Origin of the sequence: Citrobacter sp. CK189 (assembly GCF_030333505.1) — a bacterium.
Classification (GTDB): domain Bacteria; phylum Pseudomonadota; class Gammaproteobacteria; order Enterobacterales; family Enterobacteriaceae; genus Citrobacter_B; species Citrobacter_B koseri.
This window is the reverse complement of record NZ_JAOWFV010000035.1, coordinates 1-18,679: the sequence shown is the minus strand read 5'-3', so window position 1 is coordinate 18,679 and position 18,679 is coordinate 1. Positions and strand designations below refer to the sequence as shown.

Sequence of the window (18,679 nt, the reverse complement as noted above, 5' to 3'; positions counted from 1 at the left end):
CTACCCGTTATCCTCTGACACGCCAAACCACTGATGATACCAACGAGGTAAAATTTGCTCCCGTAAACCTCGTATGCGCCAGCCTTGCGGGGAAAAATCCACCGAAATTTGCCCCTGATGCGGGGTATCCAGCCACTGATAACCTTGTTGTTGATAGCGCTGTTTTACCTTCCAGGAAGGCAGACGCCAGGCGTTGTAGCGCGATGCCGACGCCAGCGCGGCCAGGCCCTCAACCCGTTGAATTAACGCTAATGACGACGATGTATTACTGCCATGATGCGGAACCTGAATAATTGTCGCCTGCAAATGCCGCCAATAACGACTTAGCATTTTTTGTTCAGCCGGAGATTCAATATCGCCCGTCAGCAAAATACTCTGCTTTCCGTCATCCACTTTAACCACGCAGGAATGGTTGTTGCCCTTTTCCCTGTTTCCTTTAATCGGCCAGTGTGCGCTGAAGGATAGCCCCTGCCACGTCCACTGCTCCGCACGAAAGCACGGCAGATGGCCCTTCCAGCCTAATGGGCTTCGTATCCAGAGCGAAGGCCACGTCTTCTGTAATGATGACAGGCCACCCCGATGATCCAGATGTTCATGGCTCAGGATAATCCCCTCAGGTTCCAGATTGTGCCAACGTAGCCAGGGAATGATGAGCTGCTGTGCGCTATCGCCATCCGGCCAGGCGCGTCCCGTATCATAAAGTATCGCTTTCCCATTATGCGCGATAACCATCGCCAGCCCCTGTCCGACATCCAGCATATGAACCTGCCACGCCTCCGTGCGCGGCGTACGCCATAACGGCCAGCTCAACAGCAACACGCCAGACAAACAGATCACCGGGTAAGTTCGCCAGGCATTCAATCGCCATGCCATAAGCGTTAACCAGGGAGCCAAAGACAGGTATTGCCAGCGATAATCAATATTAATCCACCCTTCCGGCAGACTTTTCAGCGCCCGGAACAACACGTCCAGAGAGGCGTCAGCCAGCGCCCAGAGGCCTTCTTCAGCCATCAGCGGACCGGTCAAATGGCCGATCATTCCCGCCAGTATCAGTGGTACAGAGATAAATGTAACCAAAGGAACAGCAAACAGATTCGCCAGAAAAGAGGTCACACTTACGCCATGAAAAAGCGCTATTTGCACAGGTAAGAGCAGAAGCGTAATGCCCAACTGTAAGTGAACGAGATCCAACACGACTTTCCCTGCCCGAGGCAACGCCCAGGCCGGTACAGGAAACCACTGATACCAGAAAATAAGCGCTGCGACGGCAAAGGCCGAAAGCCACAGACTTTGCGACAGAACAGCAATCGGATCGGCAATCACTATTGCCGCCAGACAGCAGAACCAGACCTCCCAACCGCTCCATTGCCGACCGCTCAGCTTCAGTAATCCCCACGCCGCCAGCGCCACAACCGTACGCAACGCGGGGGGTTGTAACCCCGTGAGCCAGGCGTAAAACGTCGCGCACACAATCCCTCCCACTAACGGCGTTTGCCAGTGAATCCACCGGGTGGGAAGTAAAAATTGCGCGCCACGAATCAATCCTCCCGCCAGCAGTGCGGCAAAGGCGATATGCAACCCTGAAATGGCCATCAGGTGCGCCGTACCAGTATCGCGCATAATATTTTTGACATCTTGCGATACTGATAAACGCTCGCCCATGCCTAATGCCAGGATAACCTGCTGCCAGGGGTAGTGCGCCAGCGTGGTATTGAGGGAAGCAAGATAACGCGCGCGTAAACTACATGACGATTCGATGACCGTCGCATGCAGAAACCGGCCGCTCAGAGGCTGATGTTGCGCAAGCGCATAACGCTGGCTATCAAATCCCCCCTCATTAAGCTGACCATGCACGGCACGGACTTTTAGTTTCATCGCCCAACGTTGACCTGCACACACCTCGCCGGGCAAATATTGCCCATAAAGAACAACGCCCACCGAGGGAAACAGGCGTTTCCCCTGTACATGGGTAATTTGCCCGTAATGTGTGGTGGCATGATCGGTCGCCGTAATTTGCACCACGGCTTCTTGTGTTGCGCCAGGCAAGGTATTACCCGGCCAGACGGCTTGCTTTGCAGCAAGTATTCCCCAGAGAAAAAACAGCAGGGTCAAGCTGGCGTACTGCGTATATTTATATGGAACAAAGGACAGCGCGCAGGCAAAACAAAATATGCCAATGAGACACAACGAACCGGGAAGTACAGGTAAGAGTATTAGCGGAAGAATTCCGCATAATGCACACACGCTGACCGTTGTTATTTTCATAGACACCTCCCTGTTACAGGAAGTGTGCAGATTTAGCTCACGTTTGTCTGGCGACAATTTGTGGTTATTCGGCGCAAATTCCGTGGTTTTCGCGTTGGGAATGCAAGATGCACATAAAAATGCGAGAGGCTTTCCAGTTACGCCTACGAGAACGTATCTGTAGATCTGATGAATGTAGCGCCATCAGGCGCTGCTTTGTGCCGGATGGCGACGCAAAGTGTCTTATCCGGCCTACGGAGTCACAGATACATATCTGTAGGCCTGATAAGCGTAGCGCCATCAGGCGCTGCTTTATGCCAGATGGTGGCGTTAAAGTCTCTTTTCCGGTCGGAATGCAGAAATGAAAAAAGCACCATTTAGGTGCTTTTTTCTGGATCAAGTTTTTCGTTAAAACTTAACCGTAAATATTGGCGCGATCGCGCAGTTCTTTACCCGGCTTAAAGTGCGGAACATACTTTCCTTCCAGTTCTACTTTATCGCCAGTCTTCGGGTTACGTCCGGTACGAGGTGCGCGGTAGTGCAAAGAAAAGCTGCCGAAACCGCGGATTTCAATACGCTCGCCCTGCGCAAGAGTCGAGGCCATATGTTCCAGCATCTCTTTTACTGCATCTTCAACCGCTTTCGCGGGAATGTGAGATTGCTGGGTTGCAAGTCTTTCAATCAATTCTGACTTGGTCATGATTCCTCCGGTTCCTGTAAGCAAATTGGCTGCTGCTGTTATTGCATTGATTAAGGGCGGCCGTAGCCGCCCTTAGTGCTTGATTACAGGACGAATCTTGTAATCTGTCAAGTAAACTCATCAAACTTCGGGATAAAACACCCGAAGTTTCAGAGAATTACTCGCCTTTAGCTGCTTTGAAAGCTTCAGCCATTGCGTTGTTGGAGAAGTTTGCATCTTCCTGTTTGTTAACAGTTGCGATTGCATCTTTCTCGTCAGCTTCGTCTTTCGCACGAACAGACAGGCTGATTGCGCGGTTTTTACGATCAACGCCGGTGAATTTAGCTTCAACTTCGTCGCCAACGCTCAGAACCAGAGTCGCATCTTCAACGCGGTCACGGGATGCTTCAGAAGCACGCAGGTAACCTTCAACGCCGTCAGCCAGTTCTACGGTTGCGCCTTTAGCGTCAACAGCAGTGACTTTACCGGTTACGATAGCGCCTTTCTTGTTCAGAGCAACCCAGTTGTTGAACGGATCTTCTGCGAGCTGTTTAACGCCCAGGGAGATACGCTCACGCTCTGCGTCAACTTGCAGAACAACTGCTGCGATTTCGTCGCCTTTTTTGTATTCACGAACTGCTTCTTCGCCTGCAACGTTCCAGGAGATGTCAGACAGGTGAACCAGGCCGTCGATGCCGCCGTCCAGGCCGATGAAGATACCGAAGTCAGTGATAGACTTGATTTTACCTTCAACACGGTCGCCCTTGTTGTGGGTTTCCGCAAACTGCTGCCACGGGTTGGATTTGCACTGTTTCAGACCCAGGGAGATACGACGACGTTCTTCGTCGATATCCAGAACCATAACTTCCACTACATCGCCAACGTTAACAACTTTGGACGGGTGGATGTTTTTGTTGGTCCAATCCATTTCGGAAACGTGAACCAGGCCTTCAACGCCTTCTTCAATTTCAACGAAGCAGCCGTAGTCGGTCAGGTTGGTCACGCGACCAGTCAGTTTGGTACCTTCTGGATAACGCTTAGCGATAGCTACCCACGGATCTTCGCCCAGCTGTTTCAGGCCCAGAGATACACGAGTACGCTCGCGGTCGAACTTCAGCACTTTAACAGTGATTTCGTCGCCAACGTTTACGATTTCGCTCGGATGCTTAACGCGTTTCCATGCCATGTCGGTGATGTGCAGCAGGCCGTCAACGCCACCCAGATCAACGAATGCACCGTAGTCAGTGAGGTTCTTAACGATACCTTTAACTTCCATGCCTTCTTGCAGGTTTTCCAGCAGTTGATCGCGTTCTGCGCTGTTTTCGGATTCGATAACGGCACGACGGGAAACCACAACGTTGTTGCGCTTCTGATCCAGCTTGATGACTTTGAATTCAAGCTCTTTGCCTTCCAGGTGCAGCGTGTCGCGCACCGGACGAACGTCTACCAGGGAACCTGGCAGGAACGCACGAATACCGTTCAGCTCAACAGTGAAGCCGCCCTTAACTTTGCCGTTGATAACACCGGTAACAGTTTCAGCATCTTCGTAAGCTTTTTCCAGCGTGATCCAGGCTTCGTGACGTTTCGCTTTTTCACGGGACAGCAGGGTTTCGCCGAAGCCGTCTTCTACTGCATCCAGAGCAACGTCAACTTCGTCGCCAACCTGGATTTCCAGTTCGCCCTGGGCGTTTTTGAACTGCTCAGCCGGAATGGCGGATTCAGATTTCAGACCAGCGTCAACCAGTACGATATCTTTATCAATAGCAACAACAACGCCGCGAACGATGGAACCCGGGCGGGTTTCGATTTCTTTTAAGGACTCTTCAAAGAGTTGAGCAAAAGATTCAGTCATGTTTAATCTTCAGGTTTCATATTTAACGTCCACCTGGCTCCATGCCGGATGGGGTTGTTTCACATACCCACTGTCAATCCATTGCAGCGGGGGTACTACAAATTCGGTCGCACTTAAGCGAGTGCCAGTTTTTGGCGCGCGTATTGTAACGCTTTTTCAATCACTTGCTCAATGCTTAATCGGGTAGAATCCAGAACTAAAGCATCGGCAGCAGGAACCAGCGGCGCGACAGCGCGATTACGATCGCGGTCGTCACGTTCCTTTATCTCGGCCAAAAGGCGTTCAAAGTTAACACTAAAGCCCTTCTCCTGCAACTGTAGCATACGGCGGTGAGCGCGTTCTTCAGAAGACGCATCCAGGAAAATTTTTACTGGCGCATCAGGGAATACCACCGTTCCCATGTCGCGGCCATCGGCAATCAACCCTGGCGCATCGCGAAACGCACGCTGGCGGCGCAAAAGCGCTTCGCGCACGCGCGGGAACGCAGCGACCTGAGATGCCGCGTTCGCGACTTCTTGCGTGCGGATTTCCCCGCTCACATCTTCCCCTTCCAGAATGACTTCCAGATTGCCATTGGTTGAGACAAAACGAACATCCAGATGAGACGCAAGCGGTACAAGAGCGTCTTCAGAGGTGACATCAACATGATGATGTAAGGCCGCCAGCGCCAGTACACGATAAATCGCGCCCGAGTCCAGCAGATGCCATTGCAATGCTTCCGCCATTGCCTTGCACAAGGTGCCTTTACCTGCACCGCTTGGGCCATCAATGGTAATTACCGGGGCAATTGCCGTCATCTTTTTCTCCTTAAACAGGCATACCGTTAACGTGAACGCCGCGCATTATACGCGCCAACGCTCACAATCGTTATCTTTGTATGCAAAAACCCATTTTGTCTGTCATCAGATGAGGAAGATTTGCGCAATTATAGCGGGCTGGCGAAGAGCCAGCCCAAAAGATGACAATGTTTTACTTTTATCAGGCAGGCGTACTAATACGCGCCAGTTGCTCGAAGTAATCCGGGAAGGTTTTGGCGGTACATTTCGGATCGAGAATCGTCACCGGCGTATCCGACAACGCAACCAGCGAGAAACACATCGCCATACGGTGATCGTTATAGGTGCCGATTTCGGCAAACTGCAACTGAGCCGGTGGCGTGATACGAATGAAATCATGCCCCTCTTCCACTTCAGCGCCGACTTTACGCAATTCCGTCGCCATCGCAAACAGGCGATCAGTCTCTTTTACACGCCAGTTATAGATATTACGCAGCGTGGTGGTGCCTTTAGCAAACAACGCCGCCGTGGCGATAGTCATCGCCGCATCCGGGATATGGTTCATGTCCATATCCACAGCGTTCAGTTCACCGCGCGTACAGGCAATGAAGTCATCGCCCCAGGTGATGGTGGCGCCCATCTTCTCCAGTACGTCGGCAAAGCGGATATCGCCCTGCATACTGTTGCGGCCAATCCCCGTCACTTTTACCGTTCCGCCTTTAATGGCGCCAGCGGCAAGGAAATAAGAAGCGGATGACGCGTCGCCTTCCACCAGATATTGACCCGGTGAACGATACTGCTGCTCCCCTTTCACCACAAAACGCTGGTAATTCTGGTTCTCAACCTCAACGCCGAATGTTTTCATCAGGTTCAGCGTGATGTCGATATACGGTTTGGACACCAGATCGCCTTTAATTGCGATCGTCGTGTCCTGCGGCGCAAGCGGCGCGGTCATCAGCAGCGCGGTGAGGAACTGACTGGAGACGCTGCCATCAACCTCAACGTGACCGCCGCTAAAACCGCCGCGCAGACGCAGAGGCGGATAGTTTTCCTGCTCCAGATAATCAATCTTCGCACCGCCCTGACGCAGCGCATCGACCAGATGACCGATCGGGCGCTCTTTCATGCGAGGCTCACCGGTCAGCACGATATCATTTGCCCCCAGGCACAGCGCGGCGGCAAGCGGACGCATCGCCGTTCCCGCATTGCCCAGGAACAGTTCCAGCGCGCCTTCGGCATGTAATACGCCGCCCAGCCCGGTAATTTCACAACGGGTACGGTCGGCGGAAAGGGTATAACTGACCCCCAACGCACTCAGCGCGTTCAGCATATGGCGAACATCATCGCTGTCCAGCAGGTTTGTCAGAACAGTGGTGCCGCTTGCTAATGCCGCCAGTAACAAAGCGCGATTCGAAACACTCTTGGAGCCAGGCAGATTGATGGTGCCATCGACCCGCGCGATGGGTTGTAACGTCAGGGATTCCATGAAACTCAACTCTCAAAAACAGAAATAAAAACCCCACAGGCTGGCTGTGGGGATGAAAAAAGAAAACGAATTAGCCGTGGCGACTCTCGAAATCGACCATGAAATCCGTCAACGCCTTCACGCCTTCAAGCGGCATTGCGTTATAGATAGAGGCGCGCATTCCGCCCACCACACGATGACCTTTCAGCGCATGCAGACCCGCAGCGAAAGACTCCTCCAGGAAGACTTTATCAAGCGCGCTGTCCGCTAGCTGGAAAGGCACATTCATACGTGAACGATTCGATTTCGCCACATCGTTACGGTAGAAATCACTGTTATCAATCACGCCATACAGCAGTTCCGCTTTTTGCTGATTGATTTTGTTCATCGCCGCAACGCCGCCCTGCGCTTTCAGCCATTTGAACACCAGGCCAGAGAGATACCAGGCAAAGGTCGGCGGGGTATTGAACATCGAGTCGTTGTCGTTCAGCACGGTGTAATCAAGGATAGACGGGCAAGCGATGTTCGCTTTACCTAACAGATCTTCACGCACGATCACAATTGTCAGCCCCGCCGGGCCGATGTTTTTCTGCGCCCCGGCGTAGATCACGCCATAACGCGACACATCCAGCGGCGCGGAAAGAATTGTGGATGAGAAATCCGCAGCCACAACGACATCCGAACCAAAATTCGGCGTTTCATCAATTGCGATACCGTCGATAGTCTCGTTCGGACAATAATGAACGTAAGCGGCGTTATCAGAAAGCTGCCACTCGCTCATCGGTTTGACCGCACGCAGACCATCAACCGTGACTTTGGCGTCAATCACGTTTGGCGAACAGTATTTTTTCGCTTCTTTAATGGCGCTGGCCGCCCAGTAACCGGCATCAACGTAATCCGCCGACGTTTTATCGCCCAGAATATTTAACGGAATTGCCGCAAACTGCCCACGGCCGCCGCCGTGGCAGAACAATACTTTGTAGTTGGAGGGGATGCTAAGGAGATCGCGAAAATCCTGTTCCGCTTCCTCTGCGACCTGGATAAATTCTTTGCCGCGGTGGCTAATTTCCATTACTGACGTACCAAGACCGTGCCAGTCACGCAGATCCTGTTGAGCCAGTTTAAGCACTTCCGCCGGTAGCATTGCCGGACCTGAACTAAAATTGAAGACCTGAGCCATTTCCCCTCACCACGTTGCGTTATTATCGCCTCAACACCCGGACGTCTGCGCAAGGCAGGACGACGGATATTGGGTATAAGTTATTCCTGTGGATATCGGTTTTATCATTCAGTGACACGCGCCGCAATGGGTAAAACTCATCAGGCCAAAAATGCGCGCTACGTCACACAACAGAATCTATCGGATTGACGACATAAAACCGATAGATTCGCTGTCAGGTAGCCCGTTTTACCCGGCTGGCCTTCGACCATTCTGGATTTGCGCCGCGCGGGCGTCATTGACGATCCCCGGCATTCACAGGAACGACGCTACTACGCACTTTTATTTACGCTGCCGGGGCGGCGGCGATAGCGCCGTCAACATAAAACCCGTATCATTGCGCGCTTTCCGTACGACAAAAGTGATTTTCATGACGCAAACATTTATCCCCGGCAAAGACGCCGCCCTGGAAGATTCCATCGCTCGCTTCCAGCAAAAACTGCTCGACCTCGGTTTTCATATTGAAGAGGCCTCCTGGCTGAATCCGGTGCCTAACGTCTGGTCTGTGCATATTCGCGACAAAGAGTGCGCGTTGTGCTTTACCAACGGCAAAGGCGCAACCAAAAAAGCCGCGCTGGCTTCCGCGCTGGGTGAATATTTTGAGCGTCTGTCCACCAACTATTTCTTCGCCGATTTCTGGCTGGGTGAAACCATCGCCAATGGCCCGTTCGTGCATTATCCGAATGAAAAATGGTTCCCGCTAACCGATGACGACGCCCTGCCGGAAGGGTTACTGGATGACCGTCTGCGCGCGTTCTACGACCCGGAAAACGAGCTGGCTGGAAGCATGCTTATCGACCTGCAATCCGGTAACGAAGATCGCGGTATCTGCGGCCTGCCGTTTACCCGCCAGTCTGATAATCACACCGTGTATATTCCGATGAACATTATCGGCAACCTGTACGTTTCCAACGGAATGTCGGCCGGTAACACCCGCAACGAAGCGCGTGTGCAGGGTTTGTCTGAAGTGTTCGAACGTCATGTTAAAAACCGCATCATCGCCGAAAGCATTAGCCTGCCGGAAATTCCAGCCGATGTGCTGGCACGCTACCCGGCAGTGGTAGAGGCCATCGCTAAACTGGAGGCGGAAGGTTTCCCAATCTTCGCTTATGACGGCTCGCTGGGCGGTCAGTATCCGGTTATCTGCGTCGTCCTGTTCAACCCGGCCAACGGCACCTGCTTCGCCTCCTTCGGCGCGCATCCTGATTTCGGCGTTGCGCTGGAGCGCACCGTCACCGAGCTGTTGCAGGGCCGTGGACTGAAAGATCTTGATGTCTTTACCCCGCCAACGTTCGACGACGAAGAAGTGGCTGAACACACCAACCTTGAGACGCACTTCATTGACTCCAGCGGTTTGATCTCCTGGGATCTGTTCAAGCAGGATGCCGACTACCCGTTTGCTGACTGGAGTTTCTCCGGCACCACGGAAGAAGAGTTCGCCACGCTGATGGCAATCTTCAATGCGGAAGATAAAGAGGTCTATATTGCCGACTATGAGCACCTCGGCGTTTATGCCTGCCGCATTATTGTGCCGGGCATGTCTGATATTTATCCGGCAGAAGATCTGTGGCTCGCCAACAACAGCATGGGCAGCCATCTGCGCGAAACCCTCCTCGCCCTGCCGGGCAGCGCATGGGAGAAAGAGGCTTACCTCAATCTGATTGAACAATTAGATGAAGAAGGCTTTGATGACTTTACCCGCGTGCGCGAGTTACTTGGCCTGGCGACAGGCCCGGATAATGGCTGGTATACCCTGCGCATCGGTGAGCTTAAAGCCATGCTGGCGCTGGCTGGCGGCGATCTGGAGCAGGCGCTGATCTGGACAGAGTGGACGATGGAATTCAACGCCTCCATCTTTAGCGCTGAACGTGCGAACTACTACCGCTGTCTGCAAACGCTGCTGCTTCTGGCGCAGGAAGAAGACCGCGAACCGCTGCAATACCTGAATGCTTTCGTTCGGATGTATGGCGCCGAAGCTGTTGAAGCGGCCAGCGCGGCACTGAGCGGCGAAGCGGCATTTTATGGGCTGCAAGCGGTTGATAGCGATCTGCATGCTTTCGCCTCACATCAGTCTCTGCTGAAAGCCTATGAGAAATTGCAGCGCGCCAAGGCCGCTCACTGGTCAAAATAGAAGCGAATAACCTACTGTAGGTAGGTTTAAACAATCGACTGAGCTATATTACGGGGCGCTTTATGCGCCCTGTTTTTTTATTTTTTTGGCAAACGAAAATAAATGTAATAACAAGGTTAAATATTGGTAGTTGATATTACAAATATTAATGTTCTGGTGTTACTTTATTTGCCAATTACTCCATTTTAATTAACTGCCACCGGGGAGGCTCAGCGAAAAAATTCAACTCACTTTATAATTTTTAAAATTTATTTTTATTTGGATAATCAAATATTTACACCGCAATCGCGTAAAAACCACGCATCTTGCGGGCCTATAAGCCAGGCGAGATATGATCTATATCAAATTCTCATCTATAATGCTTTGTTAGTATCTCGTCGCCGACTTAATAAAGAGAGAGTTAGTGTGAAAGCTGACAACCCTTTTGATCTATTACTCCCTGCTGCAATGGCCAAAGTGGCCGAAGAGGCAGGTGTCTATAAAGCAACGAAACATCCGCTGAAGACTTTCTATCTGGCGATTACCGCGGGTGTGTTCATTTCCATTGCCTTTGTTTTCTATATCACCGCCACAACCGGTACAGGCACAATGCCTTTTGGTATGGCGAAACTGGTTGGAGGCATCTGCTTCTCGCTGGGGCTGATTCTCTGTGTTATCTGCGGCGCAGATCTTTTCACATCAACAGTGCTGATTGTTGTCGCGAAAGCGAGCGGCCGAATCACATGGGGCCAACTGGCAAAAAACTGGCTCAACGTTTATTTTGGTAACCTGATCGGTTGTCTGCTCTTTGTGTTGTTGATGTGGCTTTCCGGCGAGTATATGACCGCCAACGGCGGATGGGGGCTTAACGTCCTGCAAACCGCCGACCACAAGATGCATCATACTTTTATTGAAGCTGTCTGCCTGGGTATCCTGGCTAACCTGATGGTTTGCCTGGCCGTGTGGATGAGCTACTCGGGTCGTAGCCTGATGGACAAAGCGTTTATCATGGTATTGCCCGTCGCCATGTTTGTTGCCAGCGGTTTTGAGCACAGCATCGCAAACATGTTTATGATTCCGATGGGGATTGTAATCCGTGACTTCGCCACACCGGAATTCTGGGCCGCAGTGGGCTCCAGTCCGGAAAGTTTTTCTCACCTGACCGTGATGAATTTCATCACCGATAACCTGATTCCGGTCACAATCGGTAACATTATCGGCGGCGGTTTATTGGTCGGGTTGACATACTGGGTCATTTACCTGCGTGGCGACGATCATCATTGCTGATGAGCGTTATACGCAGTAAATAAAAAATCCACTTAAGAAGGTAGGTGTTACATGTCCGAGCTTAATGAAAAGTTAGCCACAGCCTGGGAAGGTTTTACCAAAGGTGACTGGCAGAATGAAGTAAACGTCCGTGACTTCATTCAGAAAAACTACACTCCGTACGAGGGTGATGAGTCCTTCCTGGCTGGCGCGACGAATGCGACCACTGCACTGTGGGACAGCGTAATGGAAGGCGTTAAACAGGAAAACCGCACTCACGCGCCTGTTGACTTTGACACCTCCGTTGCTTCTACCATCACTTCTCACGACGCTGGCTACATCAATAAAGCGCTTGAGAAAATCGTTGGTCTGCAAACTGAAGCTCCGCTGAAACGTGCGATCATCCCGTTCGGTGGTATCAAAATGGTTGAAGGTTCCTGCAAAGCGTACAATCGCGAGCTGGACCCAATGCTGAAAAAAATCTTCACCGAATACCGCAAAACCCACAACCAGGGCGTATTCGATGTTTATACCAAAGACATTCTGAACTGCCGTAAATCCGGTGTTCTGACTGGTCTGCCGGATGCGTATGGCCGTGGCCGTATCATCGGTGACTACCGTCGCGTTGCGCTGTACGGTATCGACTTCCTGATGAAAGACAAATACGCCCAGTTCGTCTCTTTGCAGTCTGACCTGGAAAACGGCGTAAACCTGGAAGCGACTATCCGTCTGCGTGAAGAAATTGCTGAACAGCACCGCGCGCTGGGTCAGATCAAAGAGATGGCGGCTAAATACGGCTGCGATATCTCTGGTCCGGCTACCAACGCTCAGGAAGCTATCCAGTGGACCTACTTCGGCTACCTGGCCGCTGTTAAGTCTCAGAACGGCGCAGCAATGTCCTTCGGTCGCGTATCCACCTTCCTGGATGCGTACATCGAACGTGATATCAAAGCAGGCAAAATCACCGAACAAGACGCACAGGAAATGATTGACCACCTGGTCATGAAACTGCGTATGGTTCGCTTCCTGCGTACGCCGGAATACGATGAACTGTTCTCTGGCGACCCGATTTGGGCAACTGAATCTATCGGCGGTATGGGCGTTGACGGCCGTACTCTGGTTACCAAAAACAGCTTCCGCTTCCTGAACACCCTGTACACCATGGGTCCGTCTCCTGAGCCGAACATCACCGTTCTGTGGTCTGAAAAACTGCCGCTGAACTTCAAGAAATTCGCCGCTAAAGTGTCCATCGACACATCTTCTCTGCAATACGAGAACGATGACCTGATGCGTCCAGACTTCAACAACGATGACTACGCTATCGCTTGCTGCGTAAGCCCGATGGTTGTTGGTAAACAAATGCAGTTCTTCGGTGCGCGTGCAAACCTGGCGAAAACCATGCTGTACGCAATCAACGGCGGCGTTGATGAAAAACTGAAAATGCAGGTTGGTCCTAAATCTGAACCGATCAAAGGCGACGTTCTGAACTTCGACGAAGTGATGGACCGCATGGATCACTTCATGGACTGGCTGGCTAAACAGTATGTCACCGCGCTGAACGTTATCCACTACATGCACGACAAGTACAGCTACGAAGCCTCTCTGATGGCGCTGCACGACCGTGATGTTATCCGCACCATGGCGTGTGGTATCGCAGGTCTGTCCGTTGCTGCTGACTCCCTGTCTGCAATCAAATATGCGAAAGTTAAACCGATTCGTGACGAAGACGGCCTGGCTGTAGACTTCGAAATCGAAGGCGAATACCCGCAGTTTGGTAACAACGACTCTCGCGTTGATGACATGGCGGTTGATCTGGTAGAACGTTTCATGAAGAAAATTCAGAAACTGACCACTTACCGTGGCGCTATCCCGACTCAGTCTGTTCTGACCATCACTTCTAACGTTGTGTATGGTAAGAAAACCGGTAACACCCCAGACGGTCGTCGTGCTGGCGCGCCGTTTGGACCAGGTGCTAACCCAATGCACGGTCGTGACCAGAAAGGTGCTGTTGCTTCTCTGACCTCCGTTGCAAAACTGCCGTTTGCTTACGCTAAAGATGGTATCTCTTACACCTTCTCTATCGTTCCGAACGCACTGGGTAAAGACGACGAAGTACGTAAAACCAACCTGGCGGGTCTGATGGATGGTTACTTCCACCACGAAGCGTCCATCGAAGGTGGTCAGCACCTGAACGTGAACGTGATGAACCGTGAAATGCTGCTGGACGCGATGGAACACCCGGAAAAATATCCGCAGTTGACCATCCGTGTATCAGGTTACGCAGTACGTTTTAACTCCCTGACGAAAGAACAACAGCAGGACGTTATTACTCGTACCTTCACTCAGACCATGTAATTGGGTTTTGACTGAAATCGTACTGTAAAAAGCGTACAATAAAGGCTCCACGTAAGTGGGGCCTTTTTAACAACTAAGTCTCTTTCGCCAGCTATCTATACTCAATGGATGACTGCCAAAACAGACTCGACACAGTTAATAACTGTGCACTAACACGGCCCCGGATGGGCCACATCTGGAGAAACACCGCAATGTCAGTTATTGGTCGCATTCACTCCTTTGAATCCTGTGGCACTGTTGACGGCCCAGGTATCCGCTTTATTACGTTCTTCCAGGGCTGTCTGATGCGATGCCTGTATTGCCATAACCGCGACACCTGGGATACGCATGGCGGCAAAGAAGTTACCGTTGAAGATCTGATGAAAGAGGTCGTCACCTACCGCCACTTTATGAACGCATCCGGCGGCGGCGTAACGGCTTCCGGCGGCGAAGCGATCTTACAGGCTGAGTTTGTTCGCGACTGGTTCCGCGCCTGTAAGAAAGAAAGCATCCATACCTGTCTTGATACCAACGGCTTTGTTCGCCGCTACGATCCGGTCATTGATGAACTGCTGGAAGTCACCGACCTGGTGATGCTTGACCTGAAGCAGATGAATGACGAGATTCATCAGAATCTGGTTGGCGTATCCAACCATCGCACGCTGGAGTTCGCCAAATACATCTCCGCAAAAGGCATTAAGACCTGGATTCGCTACGTTGTGGTGCCGGGCTGGTCTGACGATGACGACTCCGCACACCGTTTGGGCGAATTCACCCGCGATATGGGCAACGTTGAAAAAATCGAACTGCTGCCCTATCACGAGTTAGGCAAACACAAATGGGTCGCAATGGGCGAAGAATACAAGCTTGATGGAGTTAAACCGCCGAAGAAAGAAACCATGGAGCGCGTAAAAGGTATTCTTGAGCAGTACGGTCATAAAGTGATGTACTGAGTTATTTTGTCGGTATCGCCGGATGGCGACGCGAAAGCGTCTTATCCGGCCTACAGACTTCATACCTGATCACATAAATTAAACGTGCGCCACAGGGGTCGGCGTATGTCCTGCGTTGCGCAGCAGCATAAGCAAATAAACAAACGAGACGCTGGCAATCATAATAAACAACAGATTATCAGAGTAATTCTGCATCAGCATCGCGGTAAATGACGGCCCAAGCAGGCTGCCTATGGTATAGCTGAGCAGCAACGCCTGGTTCATTGCCACAAGCTGATGACGTTCTACCTTTTCACAAGCCCAGGCCATCGCGACGGGATAGAGCGTAAAGCCTGCCGCCCCCAGAATGAATAAGGCGGGCGCCATCGCAGCCTGAGTCAGCATGGCAATACTGCCGAGGATCACCACGAAGACCTGTACACGCAGCACCAGAAGACGACCAAACTTATCGGCCAGACGACCAATCGGCCATTGGCCTAAAATACCGGCGCTCACCAGCACGGCCATCCAGAAACCGATGCTCGCATTGCTAATCCCCTGATGATTAAGGTACAGCGGCATCAGGCCATACAGCGATCCCAGTACAATCCCGGAAATAATGCATCCGTTTACACCTAACCGCGCCTGACGCAGTCTCAGCATTGACGTAATCGGCGTCGTATCGTGTTCTTCCGACTGCTGGTTCAGGATACGGGTAAAGAGCAGCGGCAAAATGCCCGCCAGAATCATGCCGGTTACCCACGGCAGAACGCTCATTAATTCTGTCGGAACTTTACTGACCAGCAGTTGCCCCAAAAACGTTCCCACGTAATAGACCATCATGTACGCAGCCAGTAACCGCCCACGATTACGGGATGTTCCGCTGCACATCAAAGCGCTTTCCACCACGACCCAAATCATGGCGCAGCCCACGCCGGCAACAAAGCGCCAGGCCAGCCAGCTCCAGAAACCAATCATCATGCCCAGCCCTACGCAACCCGCCGCAAAAATGAGCGAGGCAATATAGTAGCTGCGGTTAAATCCCAGGCGCTTGATTAAATACCCGGTAAGCAACGTCCCAACCAGATTCCCGGTAAAGTAGGACGAACTGACCATACCGACCTGCCAGGTTGCCAGGCTTTCCTGGGCAAGCCACAAGGGGACGAGCGTGTTTAATACTGCGATCGCCAGGGTCAACAAAAGCAGGCCGCACAGCAAAAGCATGACGGGCCGGGTATAGATGGACATGGATAAAAACCGTGAGGAAGTTCAAATTTCATGCGCATCATGCCACCAACAAAAACATTGTCAATCTACCCGAATCGCGGCATTACGCGCTTTCCCGCCCTTCGATTTGAAATACTGATTCATGGCATGAAAGAGCAGCATCCGATAAACATCATGTTATTGTTTTAATTGACCTAAAACAAAACTGCCGCGTTTCGTTCAGTCGAAAAATTTCATGGTTCCTGCAACATCATTTTTCCGGTCTATGCTTTTGGGGAAGACAACACACCGGAATGGCTTTTGATGTAACGCTAACTCTCATCAGGAGAAGATAATGACTAAGCCTTACGTTCGTCTCGATAAAAATGATGCTGCGGTTCTTTTAGTTGATCACCAGGCGGGGCTGCTGTCTCTTGTACGAGACATCGATCCTGACAAATTCAAAAATAACGTTCTCGCACTTGGCGATTTAGCCAAATACTTCAACCTCCCCACCATCCTTACCACCAGTTTCGAAACGGGGCCAAACGGGCCGTTGGTGCCGGAATTGAAAGCACAGTTCCCCGATGCCCCCTACATTGCACGCCCCGGAAACATCAACGCGTGGGACAATGAAGATTTCGTGAAAGCCGTTAAGGCGACAGGTAAGAAGCAGCTCATCATTGCGGGGGTTGTCACGGAAGTGTGCGTGGCCTTCCCCGCCCTCTCTGCGATTGAAGAAGGGTTCGATGTGTTTGTCGTGACCGATGCATCAGGCACCTTTAATGAAATTACCCGTCACTCCGCCTGGGATCGCATGTCGCAGGCTGGCGCGCAATTAATGACATGGTTTGGCGTGGCGTGTGAGTTACACCGCGACTGGCGTAATGATATCGAAGGTCTGGCGACGCTGTTCTCTAATCACATTCCTGATTATCGCAATCTGATGACCAGCTACGACACGTTAACTAAGCAGAAGTAAAAGACCAGGGACATATTGTCTGATGGCGCTTCGCTTATCAGGCCTACACGATCCGTAGGCCTGATAAGGCGCGAGCCGCCATCCGGCATATTATGGATTAACTCGCCACCGCCATTCCCACGGTCATATGGAGCCCGTAGAATACGCCGCGACCAATCAGTTCCCCCACCAGCAGCAGGATAAACGCCACCGACAGCAGTGGAACCGCAGGTTGATAACCTTTCAACTGCGGCACAATCCAGCAACACAGCGCCACGACCAGCACCACAATACGCCAGGCCATCAGCGAACCATAATCCGGTACGAGCGCAGAAGCCTGCTGGATGGAACTATGAATCGTCGCCAGCTCCGCTCCCTGCATCACTGACATAATGGCGCTGACCACCAGTGCGAGGACTGAAATTACGGGCAGCAGACGCATCGCCCAGCCATCGACGCCCGCAATACGCAGCAGCAGATAACCCAGCAGCGGCCCCCCCATAAACAGCGTCAGGAAGAAGCCCAGCGGCGTCCAGATGCTGTACCAGGTCGGTACGGTATCAATGCTGTTATACACGCGCACCATCATCCAGACAAAGATAACGCCCAGCACGACCGTCACAACCAGCCAGAGATTACGCAGCGCCGGAGAGAGCTTTTTCAGCACCGCCAGTAACCAGCCGATCCCGCCGACGGCAAAAAAGAGCGAGCCACTGGCAATTTCATTACTCAATGCCGACGAGCCCACGCGGTTCAGCGAATTGAAGGCGCGCATTGGCGACCCCAGATGCAGCATAGACGCGATGAAGCCAATTCCCATTAGCACCCACAGAGCAAACATGCCGGTCAGTACTCGCTGTTGAGATTCGGTACGCAACTCGCCTTTCATCAGCGCCAGAGCCAGAACGATAAAACCGCCGACCACGCACTGACCAAAAACCGTGAAGATCATCAGCGGCCATTCATGCCATCCACTTCCCATCTTACACCTCCTTCGGATTTGCCAGATAACCCGTGGTATCCCCGGTCGGGCGGCTGTTGGCGTTGGGTTTAATCACAATGTTCGGTCTGGTGAAGTGCGCACCCGGCAGCGGCGCAACGGCCGCCAGCGTGCCATGTTTCTTCCGCAGCTCTTCTATCGGGCCAAAGTCCAGCGCGCGCAGCGGGCAGGACTCGACGCAGATCGGTTTTTTGCCGTCGGCAACGCGGTCATGACAGCCGTCGCATTTGGTCATGTGGCCTTTGGCGGCGTTGTACTGCGGCGCACCGTACGGGCAGGCCATATGGCAGTAGCGACAGCCGATGCAGACATCCTCATCCACCACCACAAAACCGTCCTCGCGTTTGTGCATCGCGCCACTCGGGCACACTTTCGTGCAGGCCGGGTCTTCGCAGTGGTTGCAGGAGATGGAAAGATAGTAGGCAAAGACATTCTGGTGCCAGACGCCATTGTCCTCCTGCCAGTCGCCGCCCGCATATTCATAGATGCGACGGAAGCTGACGTCCGGGGTTAAATCTTTGTAGTCTTTGCAGGCCAGTTCGCAGGTTTTGCAACCGGTGCAACGACTGGAGTCAATAAAAAATCCATATTGGGTTGTCATCGGTTACTCCTTATACCTTCTCAACCTGAACGAG

The 18,679-nt window shown here is 52.1% G+C and carries 14 protein-coding genes; 5 read left to right on the top strand and 9 right to left on the bottom strand.

What is annotated here, in order from left to right:
- The 6 genes from OGV83_RS04370 to serC all read right to left on the bottom strand — a co-directional run bounded on the left by OGV83_RS04370 (nt 1) and on the right by serC (nt 8,196).
- Nucleotides 1–2,265 carry a ComEC family protein gene (locus OGV83_RS04370; RefSeq protein ID WP_286463187.1) on the bottom strand — a complete coding sequence of 755 codons (2,265 nt, stop codon included), beginning with the start codon at nt 2,263–2,265 and terminating at the stop codon, nt 1–3.
- Nucleotides 2,266–2,659: 394 nt separating this feature from the next.
- Nucleotides 2,660–2,944, bottom strand: a complete 285-nt coding sequence (ihfB, locus tag OGV83_RS04365) for an integration host factor subunit beta (RefSeq protein WP_000167332.1) — start codon at nt 2,942–2,944, stop codon at nt 2,660–2,662.
- A gap of 157 nt (nt 2,945–3,101) precedes the next feature.
- Nucleotides 3,102–4,775, bottom strand: a complete 1,674-nt coding sequence (rpsA, locus tag OGV83_RS04360) for a 30S ribosomal protein S1 (protein ID WP_012133016.1) — start codon at nt 4,773–4,775, stop codon at nt 3,102–3,104.
- Nucleotides 4,776–4,888: 113 nt separating this feature from the next.
- Nucleotides 4,889–5,572 (bottom strand): (d)CMP kinase, encoded by a 684-nt coding sequence (cmk, locus tag OGV83_RS04355; protein WP_012133018.1) that lies wholly within the window; start codon nt 5,570–5,572, stop codon nt 4,889–4,891.
- Nucleotides 5,573–5,753: 181 nt separating this feature from the next.
- A complete protein-coding gene (gene aroA / locus OGV83_RS04350; RefSeq protein WP_199977541.1) occupies nt 5,754–7,037 on the bottom strand; it encodes a 3-phosphoshikimate 1-carboxyvinyltransferase in 1,284 nt (427 codons plus the stop codon).
- A gap of 70 nt (nt 7,038–7,107) precedes the next feature.
- Nucleotides 7,108–8,196, bottom strand: a complete 1,089-nt coding sequence (serC, locus tag OGV83_RS04345) for a 3-phosphoserine/phosphohydroxythreonine transaminase (protein ID WP_286463186.1) — start codon at nt 8,194–8,196, stop codon at nt 7,108–7,110.
- A 409-nt stretch (nt 8,197–8,605) separates the two neighbouring features.
- On the opposite strand from serC, the gene ycaO reads away from it, so the two are divergent.
- From ycaO to pflA, 4 genes are all read left to right on the top strand, one after another.
- Entirely contained in the window at nt 8,606–10,366 is a 1,761-nt protein-coding gene (ycaO, locus tag OGV83_RS04340; protein ID WP_024130477.1) for a 30S ribosomal protein S12 methylthiotransferase accessory factor YcaO, read from the top strand.
- Between the two features lie 405 nt (nt 10,367–10,771).
- Complete coding sequence (gene focA, locus OGV83_RS04335) at nt 10,772–11,632, top strand: formate transporter FocA (protein WP_024130478.1); 861 nt, start codon at nt 10,772–10,774, stop codon at nt 11,630–11,632.
- Between the two features lie 51 nt (nt 11,633–11,683).
- Nucleotides 11,684–13,966: a formate C-acetyltransferase gene (gene pflB, locus OGV83_RS04330; RefSeq protein WP_012133023.1), complete on the top strand. Its 2,283-nt coding sequence runs from the start codon at nt 11,684–11,686 to the stop codon at nt 13,964–13,966.
- Between the two features lie 191 nt (nt 13,967–14,157).
- On the top strand, nt 14,158–14,898 hold the full coding sequence (gene pflA, locus OGV83_RS04325; RefSeq protein WP_024130479.1) for a pyruvate formate lyase 1-activating protein: 741 nt from the start codon (nt 14,158–14,160) through the stop codon (nt 14,896–14,898).
- 78 nt (nt 14,899–14,976) lie between these two features.
- On the opposite strand, the gene OGV83_RS04320 is transcribed toward pflA, so the two are convergent.
- Entirely contained in the window at nt 14,977–16,125 is a 1,149-nt protein-coding gene (locus tag OGV83_RS04320) for an MFS transporter (protein ID WP_219935682.1), read from the bottom strand.
- A gap of 313 nt (nt 16,126–16,438) precedes the next feature.
- On the opposite strand from OGV83_RS04320, the gene ycaC reads away from it, so the two are divergent.
- Nucleotides 16,439–17,065 (top strand): isochorismate family cysteine hydrolase YcaC, encoded by a 627-nt coding sequence (ycaC, locus tag OGV83_RS04315; protein WP_012133028.1) that lies wholly within the window; start codon nt 16,439–16,441, stop codon nt 17,063–17,065.
- 97 nt (nt 17,066–17,162) lie between these two features.
- On the opposite strand, the gene OGV83_RS04310 is transcribed toward ycaC, so the two are convergent.
- The gene (locus OGV83_RS04310) at nt 17,163–18,026 is read right to left on the bottom strand and encodes a dimethyl sulfoxide reductase anchor subunit family protein (protein WP_049009267.1); all 864 of its coding nucleotides are present in this window, start codon (nt 18,024–18,026) and stop codon (nt 17,163–17,165) included.
- 1 nt (nt 18,027) lies between these two features.
- On the bottom strand, nt 18,028–18,645 hold the full coding sequence (gene dmsB / locus OGV83_RS04305) for a dimethylsulfoxide reductase iron-sulfur subunit DmsB (protein ID WP_012132456.1): 618 nt from the start codon (nt 18,643–18,645) through the stop codon (nt 18,028–18,030).
- Between the last annotated feature and the right edge of the window lie 34 nt (nt 18,646–18,679).

Bases quoted from the DNA above. Each gene is read 5' to 3' on its own strand.
- OGV83_RS04370 (WP_286463187.1), bottom strand. From the start codon at position 2,265: ATGAAAATAACAACGGTCAGCGTGTGTGCATTATGCGGAATTCTTCCG.
- ihfB (WP_000167332.1), bottom strand. From the start codon at position 2,944: ATGACCAAGTCAGAATTGATTGAAAGACTTGCAACCCAGCAATCTCAC.
- rpsA (WP_012133016.1), bottom strand. From the start codon at position 4,775: ATGACTGAATCTTTTGCTCAACTCTTTGAAGAGTCCTTAAAAGAAATC.
- cmk (WP_012133018.1), bottom strand. From the start codon at position 5,572: ATGACGGCAATTGCCCCGGTAATTACCATTGATGGCCCAAGCGGTGCA.
- aroA (WP_199977541.1), bottom strand. From the start codon at position 7,037: ATGGAATCCCTGACGTTACAACCCATCGCGCGGGTCGATGGCACCATC.
- serC (WP_286463186.1), bottom strand. From the start codon at position 8,196: ATGGCTCAGGTCTTCAATTTTAGTTCAGGTCCGGCAATGCTACCGGCG.
- ycaO (WP_024130477.1), top strand. From the start codon at position 8,606: ATGACGCAAACATTTATCCCCGGCAAAGACGCCGCCCTGGAAGATTCC.
- pflB (WP_012133023.1), top strand. From the start codon at position 11,684: ATGTCCGAGCTTAATGAAAAGTTAGCCACAGCCTGGGAAGGTTTTACC.
- pflA (WP_024130479.1), top strand. From the start codon at position 14,158: ATGTCAGTTATTGGTCGCATTCACTCCTTTGAATCCTGTGGCACTGTT.
- OGV83_RS04320 (WP_219935682.1), bottom strand. From the start codon at position 16,125: ATGTCCATCTATACCCGGCCCGTCATGCTTTTGCTGTGCGGCCTGCTT.
- ycaC (WP_012133028.1), top strand. From the start codon at position 16,439: ATGACTAAGCCTTACGTTCGTCTCGATAAAAATGATGCTGCGGTTCTT.
- OGV83_RS04310 (WP_049009267.1), bottom strand. From the start codon at position 18,026: ATGGGAAGTGGATGGCATGAATGGCCGCTGATGATCTTCACGGTTTTT.
- dmsB (WP_012132456.1), bottom strand. From the start codon at position 18,645: ATGACAACCCAATATGGATTTTTTATTGACTCCAGTCGTTGCACCGGT.